The following is a 14,952-nucleotide window of genomic DNA, read 5'->3' on the forward strand; positions in this document are numbered from 1 at the left end:
CACGGCGGATCAGCCCATGCCCGACGCGCCCATGTTCGATGCGCCCATGCTTTTGGTTTTTCCGTCCCTCATGGCCTATGCCGCCTTTTCCGATCTCTTCACCATGACCATTTCGAACTGGATTTCGATCCTGCTCGTCATCGCCTTCGTCGGCGTTGGGTTGCTGGCGGGAATGCCGGTTTCGACGATCGGACTGCATCTGGCCTGCGGCTTCGGCGTGCTGGTCCTGACTTTCAGCCTGTTCTGCTTCGGCTGGATCGGCGGCGGCGACGCCAAGCTGGCGGCGACCACGGCGGTCTGGATGGGCGTCGAACATCTCGCCGAATATGGCATGGGCTCGGCGCTTGCGGGCGGCGCGCTCACCTTGGCCCTTTTGCAGTTTCGCCGCTGGCCGATGCCCGGCTGGGCGCGCACCCGGCTTTGGATCATGCGGCTGCACGACAAGGATGTTGGTGTGCCCTATGGCATCGCCCTGGCCGCCGCAGGCCTCGCCCTCTATCCCGAAACGGGAGTCTTCGTCCGCGTCCTCGGCGGATGAGCTTCTGAAGAAAAAGCCCAAATAGCCGCTGTTTTTCGATATTTAAGCTTACGCTGCGGAACATCTGCCTCGCTACTTGAAGACAAGATTTAGTAACGCCTTTTTAATTTTGCCGAGCCTTCAAGACTACAGATTTATTATTATCATTTAATACGTACTATAACTGCCGTTACGTCAGCAACTTAAATGTTATATTAACTATAAGTTGACTTTTTACTGCCTAAATCCGGCTACTGCTCCTCCCGGGAGCGTCCTCGCGGATTGTCGAATCGGTCATGAAAAAATCGCGGCTCATTTTCCTGGCCTTTGTCATCGCCTGCGGCGGGGGCGCCACCTACCTCGTGCTCGACAGGCCGGAGCCGACGCCGCCGGCGGCCTTGGCGCCGACGCCCGTGAAGCAGGATCAGGTGCTGGTGGCGGCGCATGAACTGACCTTCGGCGTGGTGACCCAGCCGGGCGACTTCGCCTGGCAGGACTGGCCGAAGGAGTCGACCGTCCGGGGAATGGTCCGCAAATCCGATAATGCCGACGCCATCGAGGAAATGAAGGATTCCGTCGTTCGCGGCGCCTTTCTCGCCGGCGAGCCGATCCGCAAGGAAAAATTGTTCAAGGGCGCCAATTCCGGCTTTCTTTCGGCGATTCTGGCGCCGGGCTATCGCGCCGTCGCCATCAATATCGAAGGCAGCGGCTCGACCACCGCCGGCAATTTCATCCTGCCCAACGACCGCGTCGACGTCATCCGCATCTACCGGGACGAGGACGCCGCCAAGACCGGCGGCGGCGACGCCTATGTCAGCGAGACCCTGATCACCAATGTTCGTGTGCTGGCCATCGGCCAGAACGCTCAGGACAAGGGTGGGCAGGCCTATGTCACCGGCTCGACGGCGACGCTGGAACTCGATCCGCATCAGTCCGAAGCCGTGATTCTGGCGCAGCGCGTCGGGCAATTGTCGCTGGTTCTTCGTTCGATGCAGGACGGCCGGGAGATCGCCCCGCTCAGCCCGGCGCAGGAAAGCCACGATGGCGCCGTCACCGTCGTGCGCGCCGGCGTCGCCACCCAATCGCGCGGCAAATGACCGGCCGCGCGCAGGAGCAAGGCATGATGCACAGGACGCGTCCCAGGCTGCTCGCAGGATTGGTCGCATGGCTCGCCTTTGCGGCGCCGCTGGCGGAAAGCGCGCGCGCCGGCGACGGCGACCTTATCTCGCTGCAGGCCGGCGACGCCTCGCGCCGCATGACGATGGGCGTCGGCAAGTCGATGATCGTCGAACTGCCCACCGACGCCGGCGAGATTTTCGTCGGCAATCCCGCCATCGCCAACGCCGTCGTCCGCTCGGCCCGAAAAATCTACATCATAGGCCAGTCGGCGGGTCAGACGACGATCTACGCCATGGACCGGCAGGGAAGGCGCATCGCCACCCTGGAACTATCGATCGGCCGCGACATCGGGCAATTGCAGAACATTCTCCAGACTGCCCTGCCCCATTCCCGAATTCTCGCGCGGACCGTCAACGATTCGATCATCCTGACCGGAGAAGTCGAGTCGCCGGGCGACATGCAGACCGCCCTCGACATCGCCAAAGGCTTCGCCGAAAGCGGAAAATCCGGCGTCGGCGGCGCCCCCGGGAGCGCTCCCGGCATGGTGGTCAACGCCATCACCATCAGGGGCCGCGACCAGGTGATGATCAAGGTCACCATCGCCGAAATCCAGCGCAGCATTTCCAAGCAGCTCGGCATCAGTTCCTCGACGCTGGCCGGCAACTGGGGCTCGTTCGCCCAGAACAATCCCTATTCGGTCAATGGCGGCCCGATGACCACCGGGGCGCTCAACACGCTGACCAAATTCGGCGGCCCTTCCATGCTCACCCAGACCCTGCAGGCCTTTGAGCGAAACGGCGTCGCGAGAACCCTCGCCGAGCCCACCGTCACCGCGGTTTCCGGCGAAAGCGCGCATTTTACCGTCGGCGGCGAAGTGCCGATATCCGGCGGCATGACCTGCGTCGGCGCCACCGGCTCGACCGGCTCCACCTGCAGCGCCGCCGTCACCTACAAGACCTATGGCGTGACGCTGAACTTCACCCCGGTCGTCCTCGCCTCGGGACGCATTTCGCTGCGGGTCGCCACCGAGGTCGCAGAAATCGATCCGAGCACTTCGGCCAATATCAATGGCGAGACCGTGCCCGGCTTTCGCACCCGGCGGCACGACACCACCGTCGAATTGCCCACCGGCGGCTCGATCGCCACCGCGGGCCTGATCCAGTCCATGTCCAACCAGGCGATCAACGGCACGCCGGGAGCGATGGACCTGCCGATCCTCGGCGCCCTGTTCCGCTCGCGCGACTACCAGCGGCAGGAGACCGAACTGATGATCGTCGTCACGCCCTATATCGCCAAATCGGTTCCAGCCAGCGCGCTGGCGCGGCCCGACGAAAACTTCGCCGACGCCAGCGACCCTCAGGCCTGGCTGCTCGGCCGCGTCAACAAGCTCTATTCGACCGCCGACAATCCCCAAGCCTTCCGGCGTTTCAACGGCCGCGTCGGCTTCATCCATGACTGAACGGAAAGACCGCATGTCGCAGCTTCGATCGGCGCCGAGACGTAACAGCAGCGCGCGAAAATGGCGGGTCATGCTCCTGCTGGCGCTGACCGCGCCCCTGGCCGCATGTGGCGGCGCCGACCGTATCGTCACCAGCTCCGTCGAGCCACGGGATGTGCGCGCTCTCCACCCGATCGAACTGACGCGCGGGCGCGTAAATCTCGATGTCATGGCGGAAACAAGAGGCGGCGAACTCGATCCGAGGACGCGGGCGCAGGTCCGCCAGTTCGCCGGCCAATACCGCGCCAACGGTTCCGGCGACATAGCAATCGCCCTGCCGCAGGGCGGCCCCGGCGAGGCGGAAGCCCGCGCCGCCCTGCCGGGACTGCGCCGGGCTCTCGTGGCGGGCGGCGCGCGCGGCTATGTGCTGGTCTCGACCTATCCGGTGGCCAATCCGTCGCTGGCCTCGCCGATCCGTTTCTCCTACGCCTCCGTCGTCGCCCAGATTCGCTCGCGCTGCGGCCAATGGCCGACAGATCTCGCGTCGGGCTCGTCGGTCGACGGCTGGGAAAACAAGCCCTACTGGAATTTCGGCTGCGCCAGCCAGCAGATGCTCGCCGCCCAGACCGCCGACCCGCGCGACCTCATCGGCCCCGCCGCCGACACGCCGGCGGATTCGCACATGCGCGGCCGCGCCATCGACGCCGTGCGCGCCGGCAAGGATCCCGGCACGGACTGGCTCGTTCAGAACAGCAATATCGGCGGCCTCGGGAACTGACCATGACCAGCCAAGCCAGACCATCGTCCACGGGGACCGCGCAGATCCCTCCTGCTCCGCGGATATCCCTGCAGGCCTTTTGCGAAACGCCGGAAATCGCGGCGCTGATCGGCGACGCGGCAAAGGACCGCCGCATGGAAAAGGCCCATGTCAAGGTCAACATGGGCGGCGCCCCTGCCGCCGTCGAAGCCTATCGCGCCGCGCCGACGCCCAATGTCATCGTCCTTGAATCCTCGGGCGCGCGCCGCGAATTGATGGAACAGCTCGAAACTTTGGCCGAATATTGCGACAGCGGCACCAAGGTGATGGTGATCGGCCGGGTCAACGACATCACGCTCTACCGCGAACTGATTTCCCGCGGCGTCGGCGATTATCTCGTCCAGCCTTTCGCCATGATGGATTTCATCGCGGCCGTGTCGGCGCAATATCATCACGATTCTGCCGTTCCGCTCGGCCGCATCATCGCCGTCGCCGGCTGCAAGGGCGGAGTTGGCGCCTCCTGCGTGGCGCATAATCTCGCCTGGTCGATCGCGCGCGAACTGGACGCCTCGACCGTCATCGCCGATTTTGACCTGCCCTTCGGCACCGCCGGCCTCGACTTCAATCAGGACCCGCCGCAGGGAATAGCGGAAGCGGTGTTCGCGCCCGATCGGCTCGACGCCAATCTGCTTGACCGGCTGCTGTCGAAATGCAGCGACAAGCTGTCGATCCTCGCCGCGCCGGCGACGGTCGATCGCTGTTACGATCTGCACGAAAACGCCTTCGACGGCCTCCTCGACCTGTTGCGCGCCTCCACGCCCTACATCGTTCTCGACCTGCCCCATGTCTGGACCGCCTGGTCGCGGCGGATGCTGGCGGCCGCGGACGAAGCCGTGCTGGTCGCCTCGCCCGAGCTGGCGAGCCTGCGCAACGCCAAGAGCCTGCTCGACGTTCTCCGCGCCGCGCGCAGGAGCGATCCCGCCCCCAGGCTGGTGCTCAACGGCGTCGGCTTGCCGAAACGGCCGGAGATCGCGGCCGCCGATTTCGCCAAGGCGGTCGAGGCCGAGCCGTGCGCCATTATTGCTCACGACGCCCGGCTGTTCGGGACGGCGGCCAACAACGGCCAGATGATCGCCGAAATGGAAGACGGCGCCAAAACAGCGCAGGTTTTCAACGATCTCGCGCGCCTCGTTACCGGACGCGGCGCAGTCAGGCGCGGATCGAAAGGCTTTCTCGAACCGTTGCTGGCGGCGTTCAGAGGATAATCGGGGCATCGGGAATCGGGAGGACGGGAACAACGATGTTTGGAAAGCGCTCCGCCAGCAGCGCCCCCCCGCGCGCGCCGCAGGGACCGTCCGCCTCGCGCGTCGAGGCGATCGCGGCTTCCGTTGCGCCGCAGGCTATCGTCATGCCGGCGGCGCCTTTGGCCGTGGCGGCGGCGCAGTCGGAAAAACGCCGTTCGGACGATTATTACCTCACCAAGAGCATGATTTTCGGCGCGCTGATCGAGGCCATCGACCTGTCGCAATTGTCGCGGCTCGACGCCGACAGCGCGCGCGAGGAAATCCGCGACATCGTCAATGAAATCATCCAGATCAAGAATGTCGTGCTGTCGATCGCCGAACAGGAGGATCTGCTCGACGACATCTGCAACGACGTGCTCGGCTATGGTCCGCTGGAGCCGCTGCTGGCGCGCGACGACATAGCCGACATCATGGTCAACGGCGCGACGCGCACCTTCATCGAAGTCGGCGGCAAGATCCAGCTGACCGGCGTGCGCTTCCGCGACAATACGCAATTGATGAACATCTGCCAGCGCATCGTCAGCCAGGTCGGCCGCCGCGTCGACGACGCCTCGCCGATCTGCGACGCCCGCCTGGCCGATGGCTCGCGCGTAAATGTCATCGCGCCGCCGCTGGCGATCGACGGTCCGGCGCTGACCATCCGCAAGTTCCGGAAAGACAAGCTGACCCTCGACCAGCTGACGCGATTCGGCGCGATTTCGCCGGCGGGCGCGGAGATCCTGAAGGTCATCGGCCGGGTGCGCTGCAATGTGGTGATTTCCGGCGGCACCGGCTCCGGCAAGACCACCTTGCTGAACTGCTTGACCAATTACATCGATCTCGACGAGCGCGTCATCACCTGCGAAGACGCCGCCGAACTGCAATTGCAGCAGCCGCATGTGGTTCGCCTCGAAACGCGGCCGCCCAATCTCGAAGGCCAGGGCGCGATCACCATGCGCGATCTGGTCAGGAACTGCCTGCGCATGCGTCCCGAACGCATCATCGTCGGCGAAGTGCGCGGCGCGGAGGCCTTCGACCTGCTTCAGGCGATGAACACCGGCCACGACGGCTCGATGGGAACCTTGCACGCCAATTCGCCGCGCGAGGCGCTCAGCCGCCTCGAATCGATGATCACCATGGGCGGTTTCACGCTGCCGTCGCGCACCATTCTCGAAATGATCGTTTCCTCGGTGGACGTAATCATTCAGGCGGCGCGCCTGCGCGACGGCTCGCGCCGCATCACCCACATCACCGAGGTGATGGGGCTGGAGGGCGACGTCGCGCTCACCCAGGATCTTTTTCTTTATGACATCACCGGCGAGGACGCCAACGGCAGGCTGCTGGGGCGCCATCGCTCCACCGGAATCGGCCGTCCCCGCTTCTGGGACCGCGCCCGCTATTTCGGCGAGGAGGAACGTCTCGCCGCTGCGCTCGACGCGTCGGATATCGGCGAATGAGGGGAAGGTATTACCATGGACACACGCTCGATTCTGATCGTCCTGCTCGCCGTCGCCGCCTGCGCCGGCGCGTTTTACGTCCTGATTTTTCCCTTCCTGACCGGCGAGGCGAAGGCGGAAAAGCGCCACGCCCATGTCGTCGCCAAGGGAACGGGGCGGCGCGGCGACCATCGCGCCGCCGACGCCGCCACCCGGCGCAAGCAGGTCTCGGAAAGCCTCAAGGAACTGGAGCAGCGCAACGCCGAAAAAAACAGGATCGGCATTGAAACGCGCATCGCCCGGGCGGGCCTGAACCTGACCAGGCTGAATTTTTTCCTTGCCGCCGGTTGCGCCGCGACAGTGACGGCGCTGGCGCTGCTGGGCTTAAGCGGTAGTCCGCTGTTGGCTCTCGGCGGCCTGATCATCGGCGGCCTGGGCCTGCCCAATTTCGCGCTCGGCTTCCTGACGCGGCGTCGACTGAAGAAATTCGCGCAGGAATTTCCCAATTCCATCGACATCATCATTCGCGGCGTCAGGGCCGGCCTTCCGCTCGGAGACTGCCTGCGCGTCATCGCCGCCGAAGCCGGCGAGCCGGTGCGCTCGGAATTTCGCCGGATCGTCGAGGCGCAGACACTCGGCCTGTCGGCCGCCGAGGCGGTCGAGCGGATGCCGCAGCGCATCCCGACCCCGGAAGCCAACTTCTTCGCCATTGTCGTCGCCATTCAGCAGAAGGCGGGCGGCAATCTCGCCGAGGCGCTGGCCAACCTTTCACGCGTGCTGCGCGAGCGCAAGAAGATGCGCGACAAGGTCAAGGCCATTTCCTCGGAGGCCAAGGCCTCGGCGATGATCATCGGCTCGCTGCCGATCGTGGTGGCGGCGCTGGTCTATCTCACCAGCCCCCATTACATCGAGCTTTTGTGGATCACCGACACGGGCCGCATCGTGCTCGGCGTCTGCGCCGTGGTGATGGGGATCGGCATCTTCATCATGCAGAAGATGATCGCCTTCGATATCTGATCTTTTCTCGCGCAAGCTTGGCGACGCTTCGCTCCTGACCATCCCCGTTGTCCATTGCCACGCAAGGCCGAAGCGATGTTTTCACTGCTCCTCGAAAAACTCACCAACGCCAGGTTCCTCGAGGCCCTGCTGGTCGGCTGCTTTACCATCGCCAGCCTGATCTCGATCGGGCTGCCCCTGCTCGAAGGCGACCGCCTTGGCGAGAGAATGAAACTGGTCGCCTCGGAGCGCGAACGCATCCGCGCACGCGAACGCGAAAAGCTGCAGGCCAAGAATGGCGGCGGCAATCTGCGCCAGACGCCCAAGGCCTATATGCGCGATATTGTCGAGCGCTACGGCCTGTCGAAATGGCTCGGCGCCGCGGGCGCCAAGGCGAAACTGGCGATGGCGGGCTATCGCGGCCCGCAAGCGGAAATCGGCTTTTTGTTTTTCCGCCTGGTGACGCCGATCGGGCTGCTGCTGTTCGGCGCGATCTACCTGTTCGTGATTCTCCGGGTCGAGCTGACCTTGCCCGGCCGGCTGGCTTGCGTGATCGCACTCGCTTTCGCCGGCCTGAAGGCCCCGGAAATCTATCTGACCAACACCATCGTCAAGCGCCAGCAAAGCATGAAGCGCGCCTTCCCCGACGCGATGGACCTTTTGCTGATCTGCGTCGAATCCGGCATGTCGATCGAACACGCGTTTCGGCGCGTCAGCCAGGAAATCGGCGTCCGCTCCATTCCGCTGGCCGAGGAATTCACCTTGACCACGGCGGAACTGTCCTATCTGCCCGACCGGCGCGCGGCTTACGACAATTTCCACAAACGCACCGGGCTGGAGGCGGTGAAGGCCATCGCCACATCGCTGGTGCAGGCGGAGAAATACGGCACGCCGCTCGGCTCGGCCTTGCGGGTGGTGTCGCAAGAGGCGCGCGACGCGCGAATGATGGAGGCGGAAAAAAAGGCCGCCTCGCTGCCGCCCAAACTGACGGTGCCGATGATCCTGTTTTTTTTGCCGGTGCTTTTCGCGGTGATCCTGACTCCGGCGATCATCCAGATTTCGGGACAAACTTATTGAAGGCCGACGCGACGAAGCGCGTTGTCACATAAAAGTCGAACAAGATCCGGTAGAATTTTTGTGACGTTAAACGGCTAAAGTACAAGCGTCTTGAAGCAATTAATGGCCGTGTTCAAGCTGAAGTCTCGAGCCGAACGAAACGGGACAGGCCTCCAGGTTGACGATCCATCATCGCCGCAGGTCGGAGACCGAGGCGATTTCCTTCAGTAGTTGTCGTGATGGAATTCCTTGTCGTAATCGCTTATTGACCACCGATCGAAGTTCTCGCCGGAGAGCGTTCATGGAACTGACGGCGTTCTGGAGCAATGAAGCGCGCATTCGCGCGATCCTCGGCGGCGCTTCGGACACGTTCATCGGCCTGGACTTGCAGGGGCGCGTGGCGGCGATCAATGGCGGCGCCGAAAAGATGTTCGCCATTCCTGTATCCGAGTTGTTGGGATGCGTCGCCGCCGAAAGCCGTCTACCGGAGGCATTGCGAACCCGCCTGGCCGAATCCTTGGGTCGGCTCAAAGCCGACGAAGCTTTTCCTCCCGACAGGTTCGAATTTGAATTTTCCCGCGCGGAAGGCCCGACTTTGCATCTTGAGGGCGAGCTTTATGTTGTTGGCGCCGGAAAGGAAGCCCTCCTTGTCGCCCGTCTCTTGGACGCCACCCAACGTTGGCGGACCGAGCGCAAAAATCTGCGGCTTGGACGAATCCTGAGGACATTGGGCGAAGGCAATCAGGCCCTGGTTCGCGCCGACAACGAGCATGACCTCTTCGAGGTCATGTGCCGGGTGATCATCGAGTTTGGCGGCTACCGAATGGCCTTCGTCGGCATGGTCGATCATGATGAGGCAAAGACGATACGGCCTGTCGCGCACGCCGGGCGCGAAGCTGGCTACCTCGCGGCGATCCGGCTGAGCTGGGAGGAGAATGACCCGTTCGGCCGGGGTCCGTCCGGAATGTCCATCCGCACCGGCGTGCCCCAGGTCAATAATGATTTCGTCAACAACGCGGTCATGAGTCCCTGGCGCGCCGCCGCGGCGGAGAGGGGCTATCTGTCGAGCCTCTCCCTGCCGCTCAAGGATGGGGCGGGAGTATTCGGCGCCCTGGTGATATATGCGGGCGAAACCTATGCCTTCGGCCCGGAGGAACTGGCGCTGCTCGTCCAGCTCGCCGACAATCTCGCCTACGGCGTCATCGCTCTGCGCACCCGCCGCGAGCGTGACGAGATCCAGAAATCGCTTTGCCGCGCCCAGAAGATGGAGGCGCTCGGCCAGCTGACCGGCGGCATCGCCCACGATTTCAATAATCACCTCCAGGTCATTCTCTCCAACCTTGACCTCGGCCTGCGCGTTCTGGACGGCGGCGGCCAGGCCTCGCCCTTTCTGCGAAACGCCATGAACGGCGCGCGACAGGGCGCGAAACTGACCAGCCAGCTATTGGCCATCGCCCGCCGCCAGCCCCTGCGTCCGGAACCATCGCGCCTCGACCGCATGGTCGGCGAAATGATGGACCTGCTGCGCCGCTGTCTCGGCGAACGCGTCACGATAGAACTGGTCGCCGCAGCCGGATTATGGACGGCTCTGATCGATCCCGACCAACTGCAGAACGCCTTGCTCAATCTGGCGATCAATGCGCGCGACGCGATGCCTGACGGCGGCAAACTGACGATAAAGCTGAAAAACCGCATCCTCGATGAGGCCTATGCGGCGGCCCATCGCGACGTGACGGCCGGGGAATATGTCCAATTGACGGTGCGCGACAGAGGGATCGGGATGGCCCCGGAGATACTCGATCGCGTCTACGAGCCGTTCTTCACGACGAAGCCGGAGGGCGTCGGCACAGGCCTCGGCCTCGCAATGGTTTATGGATTCATCAGGCAATCGGGCGGGCATATCCGGATCGAGAGCCGTCCAGGCGAAGGGACCGCCATAAAACTCTATCTGCCGCGCAGCCTGGTGGACGAAACAACTCGCGCCGTCGAGGCGCCCGTGATCGAGCGGGGTCGTGGCGAGACCATTCTCGTCGTCGAGGACGAAGCCGATGTCCGCAATTCGGTGACCGCCTTGCTGGCCGAGCTGGGCTATCGCGTCCTAGTCGCGGCCAATGGCGAGGAAGCGTCGCAGATCCTGGCGGCTGGAGGCACGGTCGATTTGCTCTTCACCGACATGGTCATGCCTGGCGCGTGGAACGGTCGGTCCCTGGCCGACGAGGCCCGAAAGATTATCCCAAACCTGCCCGTGCTCTACACTTCCGGATATTCCGAGAACATGATCATGCGCGACGGCCGCCTGCTCGAAGGCGTCGTGCTGTTGAGCAAGCCTTACCGTGAATCGCAACTTGCTCAGACCATCCGTTCGGTGCTTTCGGCCTCGGCCCGGCCGCCCATGGGATCGACGGTGGAGCCCGCACAAAGGCAGTCCGGCGGCAGCCCGCAAGACGCGGAACTTCGCCCGTCCCTCCTCATTGTCGAGGACGACGAAATGGTCCGCTTCCTCATGGTCAGCCTGTGCGAGGAAGCCGGCTACCAGGTAAGGGAGGTAGCGAAGCCTTCCCAGGCGCTGAGCGTCCTCGCCGGCGGCGCGCCAATCGATGTGCTGGTCACCGATTTCATCCTTCCGGAAATGAACGGTATCGAACTGATCCGGAAAGCATTGGTCGAAAAGCCTGACCTCGCGGTCATCCTCGCGTCGGGCGCCAGTTTTAGCTTTGACGAGCTTCCCGACGAGAGAATCACCGTTTTGGCCAAGCCGTTCAGGCCGGAAGATCTTCAGGACGCCATTCGAAAGTCGCTGGCGCCGAATCGGCGGAGCTGAACTTCACCGATCCATCGACAGCGGCGCCGCGACTTCCTCCAGCGACTTGCGTTCGGCAGGGACTGCAAAAAATGCGGCGACCAGCGATGCCGCGAGCATCAGGAAAGCGACAGAAACGTAACCTTCGAACAGAATCGACCTCGAACCGCTTTCGATCAGCTTGCCGAAAATGAACGGCGCGGCGACGCCGCCAATCGCCGTGGCGAAAGCGTAGAACAAAGCGATGGCCAACGCGCGGATCTCGATCGGGAAGGTTTCGCTGACCGTGAGATAGGCGGCGCAGGCGGCCGGCGAGGCAAAGAAGAAGACGGTCATCCAGCCCAGAGTCTGGGTGATCGCCGTCAACATGTCGCGCTCGAACAAAACGCCCCAGCCAAGCAGCAGCAATCCCGACATGGCGTAGGTCAAGGCGATCATCGCACGCCGTCCGACCGTATCGAAAAGCCGCCCGAGAACGACAGGGCCGAGGAAATTGCCGATGGCGAAGGGCAGGATATACCAGCCGACATGGTCGCTCCTGACCTGGTAGAATTTCGTCAGCACCAGCGCATAGGTGAAGAAGATCGCGTTGAAGAAACACGCCTGCGCCGCCATCAGAACCAGGCCGACGAATGTGCGCGAACGATAGGTGACAAACAAGGCGCGAAACGCTTCCGCCAGCGGCGTGTGGTCACGGGCGCGCAGTTTCATGCGCGCCTCGTCGCCGACCTGCGCAAGCTCGATTCCCGAATCGATGAATTGCCGCTCGATCTGCTCGACCACGGCTTTGGCCTCGGCGGCGCGGCCATGAATCACCAGCCAGCGAGGACTTTCCGGAATCCACATGCGCATGAAAAAGACGACGCAGCCGAGACCGGCGCCGGAAAAAAAAGCCAGACGCCAGCCAAGCTCCGGATCGATCAGCGCAGGGTTTAAAAGCGCGACGGCGACCAGCGCGCCGAGCGCAGCGCCGAGCCAGAAGCTGCCGTTGATGACGAGATCGGTGAAGCCGCGATAACGCGCGGGGACAAGTTCCTGGATCGCCGAATTGATCGCGGAATATTCGCCGCCTATCCCCGCGCCGGTCAGAAACCGGAACAGGAAAAAGCTCGTGCGGCTCCATGACAGGCCGGTGAGCGCGGTCGCCAAAAGATAGGTCGCGATGGTGATGAAGAACAGCTTTTTTCGGCCCAGGCGATCGGTCAGCCAGCCAAAAAAAATGGCGCCGGTTACGGCGCCAAGGAGATAGGCGCTGCCGGCAAGGCCGACATCGACATCGGAAAAAGCCAGAGCCGGGCTGGCGCGCAGAGCCCCGGCGACCGAGCCGGCCAAGGTGACTTCGAGCCCGTCGAGTATCCAGGTTATGCCCAGCGCCGCGACCACGAGCCGGTGGAAGCCGGCCCAGGGCAAGCGCTCCAGTCTCGCTGGAATATCCGTCTCGGTGAGGCGGCGGTCCGATGACGAAACGATCGAGGTCAAGCCGAGCTCCGAGGGCCTGCAAAATGTGATGACGCGTTCCCGAACCTAAAGCCGCCGCGCCAAGTTCCTCCAGTTCGAAAGTAACCCCGCATAAAGGAGGGCCCCGATGGACCGTGACCAACTCGTCAACGTCGCGCGCGCGATGGTTGCGCCCGGAAAGGGCATTCTAGCGGCGGACGAAAGCACGCCCACGATCACCCGGCGTTTCGCAGCGAGCGGGATCGAAACCTCCGCCGAGACCCGTCGCGACTACCGCGAAATGCTGTTTCGCTCACAGGAAGCAATCAGCGCGAACATTTCCGGCGTCATTCTGTTCGACGAAACGATCCGCCAGACCGCCACGGACGGAACGCCGCTGGTCAAGTTGATCGAGGAGGCCGGCGCCATTCCCGGGATCAAGGTCGACGACGGGGCCAAGCCGCTTGCCGGCTTTCCCGGCGAGGCCATCACGGAAGGCCTCGACGGTCTGCGGGAGCGACTGCGCGAATATTTTATCCTCGGCGCGCGTTTTGCGAAATGGCGCGCCACCATCGATATCGGCGAAAACATCCCCACCGCTTATGCAGTAGAAGCCAATGCCCATGCGCTGGCGCGATATGCCGCGCTTTGCCAGGAAGCCGACATCGTTCCCATCGTCGAGCCCGAGGTATTGATGGATGGGTCGCACGACATCGAACGCAGCATGGAAGTAACTGAATTCGTGCTGAAGACGGTGTTCATGCGGCTCTATGAAGCCCGCGTGCTGCTGGAAGGGATGGTGCTGAAGCCGAATATGGCGGTTCCCGGTAAAAAATGCGCGCGCCAGGCGTCGCCGGAGCAGGTGGCCAGCGCGACCTTGCGGGTTTTGCGCAACTGCGCGCCGGCGGCCGTTCCCGGAATAGCCTTCCTTTCCGGCGGCCAGTCGGAAGTCGAAGCCACAGCCAATCTCAACGCGATCAATCGCCTCGGGGGACCCTGGCCCTTGACCTTCAGCTATGGCCGCGCGTTGCAGAATACGCCTTTGAAACTCTGGGCGGGCAAGTTCGAAAACCTGCGGGCGGCACAGGCGGCCTTCGCGCACCGAGCCCATATGAACGCCCTCGCCACACAAGGACGATGGTCGAACGAACAGGAAAAAGCCGCGGCCTGAACGACGACGCTCAGCCCGCCGTCGTGTCGAGGTTTATGCGCCTTGGCTTGCGCGCATTGGGCGTCTGGATGTCGCGCCAGGGATTGGACTGCGAAATCATCTGGCGGATGGCGGCGATATTCTCCCTCGCCTGCTGCGGCGGCAGATCGCGCGCCGACACTTGTTCCGCTTCTGCGAACTTGCCTTCGAGCGCCAGCACCAGCGCGAGATTCTGGCGTTCCCGCATGTCGGCCTTCGGGCTCGCCGCCGCCTCGCGCAACACATTTTCCGCCCGGGGAAGATCGCGCGACAGCGCGTAGGACAAGCCGAGATTGGACAGGACCGACGGCTCTCCGGGCGAAATTTTCAACGCCGTGTCGTAATAGGCCTGCGCCGCGGCGTGATCGCCGAGCTGATCGGAAATCGAGCCTCTGGCGGAAACCACCGACCAATTGGGATTATCCGGCGAATCGGCCTGTTCCAGCACGCTTTGCGCCCGCTGCAGCTGGCCGGCGTCCGCCAGCGTCTTGCCATAGGCGGCGAGCACTTCGCGGTCGCGCGAATTTTTGATCGCCAGATTCTGCAACACCGCCGCCGCCTGTTCGTTGAGGTCGCGCGCGCGCAGCGACTTCGCATAGGCCATCGCCGTCGCCTTGTCGTCGGGATGCTGCTCGTAGCGCTGCCGCAATTTTTCGGAAAACTGGCGCAAACCCTCGGGTGACGAGGAGGCCGGCTGCGACGGGGAGCCGATGGAGCCGGTGATCGTGTCCATGTCGACGGGTTTGCAGCCGGAAAGGGCAAGCATGGCGGCGACGCCCAGCATCAGCGGATCGAGAACGCGCGGGCGCCCGCCAAAAATCCTCAACTGACCATCCCTCGCTTTTGGACTTCTATGCCAAGGAATAATTCGTTAACCCTAATGGAGCGTTAACGGCGCGCCCATTGAAGGTCCTCCGATGTTCG

12 protein-coding genes are annotated in these 14,952 nt (G+C 63.4%); 10 read left to right on the forward strand and 2 right to left on the reverse strand.

From position 1 onward, the window contains the following. The first annotated feature begins 16 nt into the window (after positions 1-16). From ACLP2E_RS06650 to ACLP2E_RS06690, 9 genes are all read left to right on the forward strand, one after another. Positions 17-538: an A24 family peptidase gene (locus ACLP2E_RS06650; protein WP_442463670.1), complete on the forward strand. Its 522-nt coding sequence runs from the start codon at positions 17-19 to the stop codon at positions 536-538. A gap of 275 nt (positions 539-813) precedes the next feature. Continuing rightward, positions 814-1,614 (forward strand): Flp pilus assembly protein CpaB, encoded by an 801-nt coding sequence (cpaB, locus tag ACLP2E_RS06655; protein ID WP_442465469.1) that lies wholly within the window; start codon positions 814-816, stop codon positions 1,612-1,614. Positions 1,615-1,637: 23 nt separating this feature from the next. Next, complete coding sequence (locus ACLP2E_RS06660; protein WP_442465470.1) at positions 1,638-3,095, forward strand: type II and III secretion system protein family protein; 1,458 nt, start codon at positions 1,638-1,640, stop codon at positions 3,093-3,095. Between the two features lie 13 nt (positions 3,096-3,108). After that, a complete protein-coding gene (locus ACLP2E_RS06665; protein WP_442463673.1) occupies positions 3,109-3,852 on the forward strand; it encodes a CpaD family pilus assembly protein in 744 nt (247 codons plus the stop codon). 2 nt (positions 3,853-3,854) lie between these two features. Beyond that, the gene (locus ACLP2E_RS06670; RefSeq protein ID WP_442463674.1) at positions 3,855-5,096 is read left to right on the forward strand and encodes an AAA family ATPase; all 1,242 of its coding nucleotides are present in this window, start codon (positions 3,855-3,857) and stop codon (positions 5,094-5,096) included. Between the two features lie 35 nt (positions 5,097-5,131). Then, the gene (locus ACLP2E_RS06675) at positions 5,132-6,571 is read left to right on the forward strand and encodes a CpaF family protein (RefSeq protein WP_442465471.1); all 1,440 of its coding nucleotides are present in this window, start codon (positions 5,132-5,134) and stop codon (positions 6,569-6,571) included. 15 nt (positions 6,572-6,586) lie between these two features. Next, entirely contained in the window at positions 6,587-7,567 is a 981-nt protein-coding gene (locus ACLP2E_RS06680; protein ID WP_442465472.1) for a type II secretion system F family protein, read from the forward strand. 75 nt (positions 7,568-7,642) lie between these two features. Continuing rightward, positions 7,643-8,623: a type II secretion system F family protein gene (locus ACLP2E_RS06685; protein ID WP_442463424.1), complete on the forward strand. Its 981-nt coding sequence runs from the start codon at positions 7,643-7,645 to the stop codon at positions 8,621-8,623. A 280-nt stretch (positions 8,624-8,903) separates the two neighbouring features. After that, on the forward strand, positions 8,904-11,423 hold the full coding sequence (locus tag ACLP2E_RS06690) for a response regulator (RefSeq protein WP_442465473.1): 2,520 nt from the start codon (positions 8,904-8,906) through the stop codon (positions 11,421-11,423). A 3-nt stretch (positions 11,424-11,426) separates the two neighbouring features. Here ACLP2E_RS06690 and ACLP2E_RS06695 read toward each other — a convergent pair whose 3' ends face one another. Beyond that, positions 11,427-12,881, reverse strand: a complete 1,455-nt coding sequence (locus ACLP2E_RS06695) for an MFS transporter (RefSeq protein ID WP_442465474.1) — start codon at positions 12,879-12,881, stop codon at positions 11,427-11,429. A gap of 106 nt (positions 12,882-12,987) precedes the next feature. Between ACLP2E_RS06695 and ACLP2E_RS06700 the strand changes: the two genes are divergently transcribed. Further along, positions 12,988-14,010, forward strand: coding sequence for a class I fructose-bisphosphate aldolase (locus ACLP2E_RS06700; RefSeq protein ID WP_442463421.1), 1,023 nt, complete (start codon positions 12,988-12,990; stop codon positions 14,008-14,010). A gap of 10 nt (positions 14,011-14,020) precedes the next feature. Here the strand turns inward: ACLP2E_RS06700 and ACLP2E_RS06705 are convergent, their stop codons facing one another. Next, complete coding sequence (locus tag ACLP2E_RS06705) at positions 14,021-14,854, reverse strand: tetratricopeptide repeat protein (RefSeq protein WP_442463420.1); 834 nt, start codon at positions 14,852-14,854, stop codon at positions 14,021-14,023. Positions 14,855-14,952: the final 98 nt, after the last annotated feature.

It is taken from the genome of Rhodoblastus sp. (assembly GCF_052145335.1).
Lineage (GTDB): Bacteria > Pseudomonadota > Alphaproteobacteria > Rhizobiales > Beijerinckiaceae > Rhodoblastus.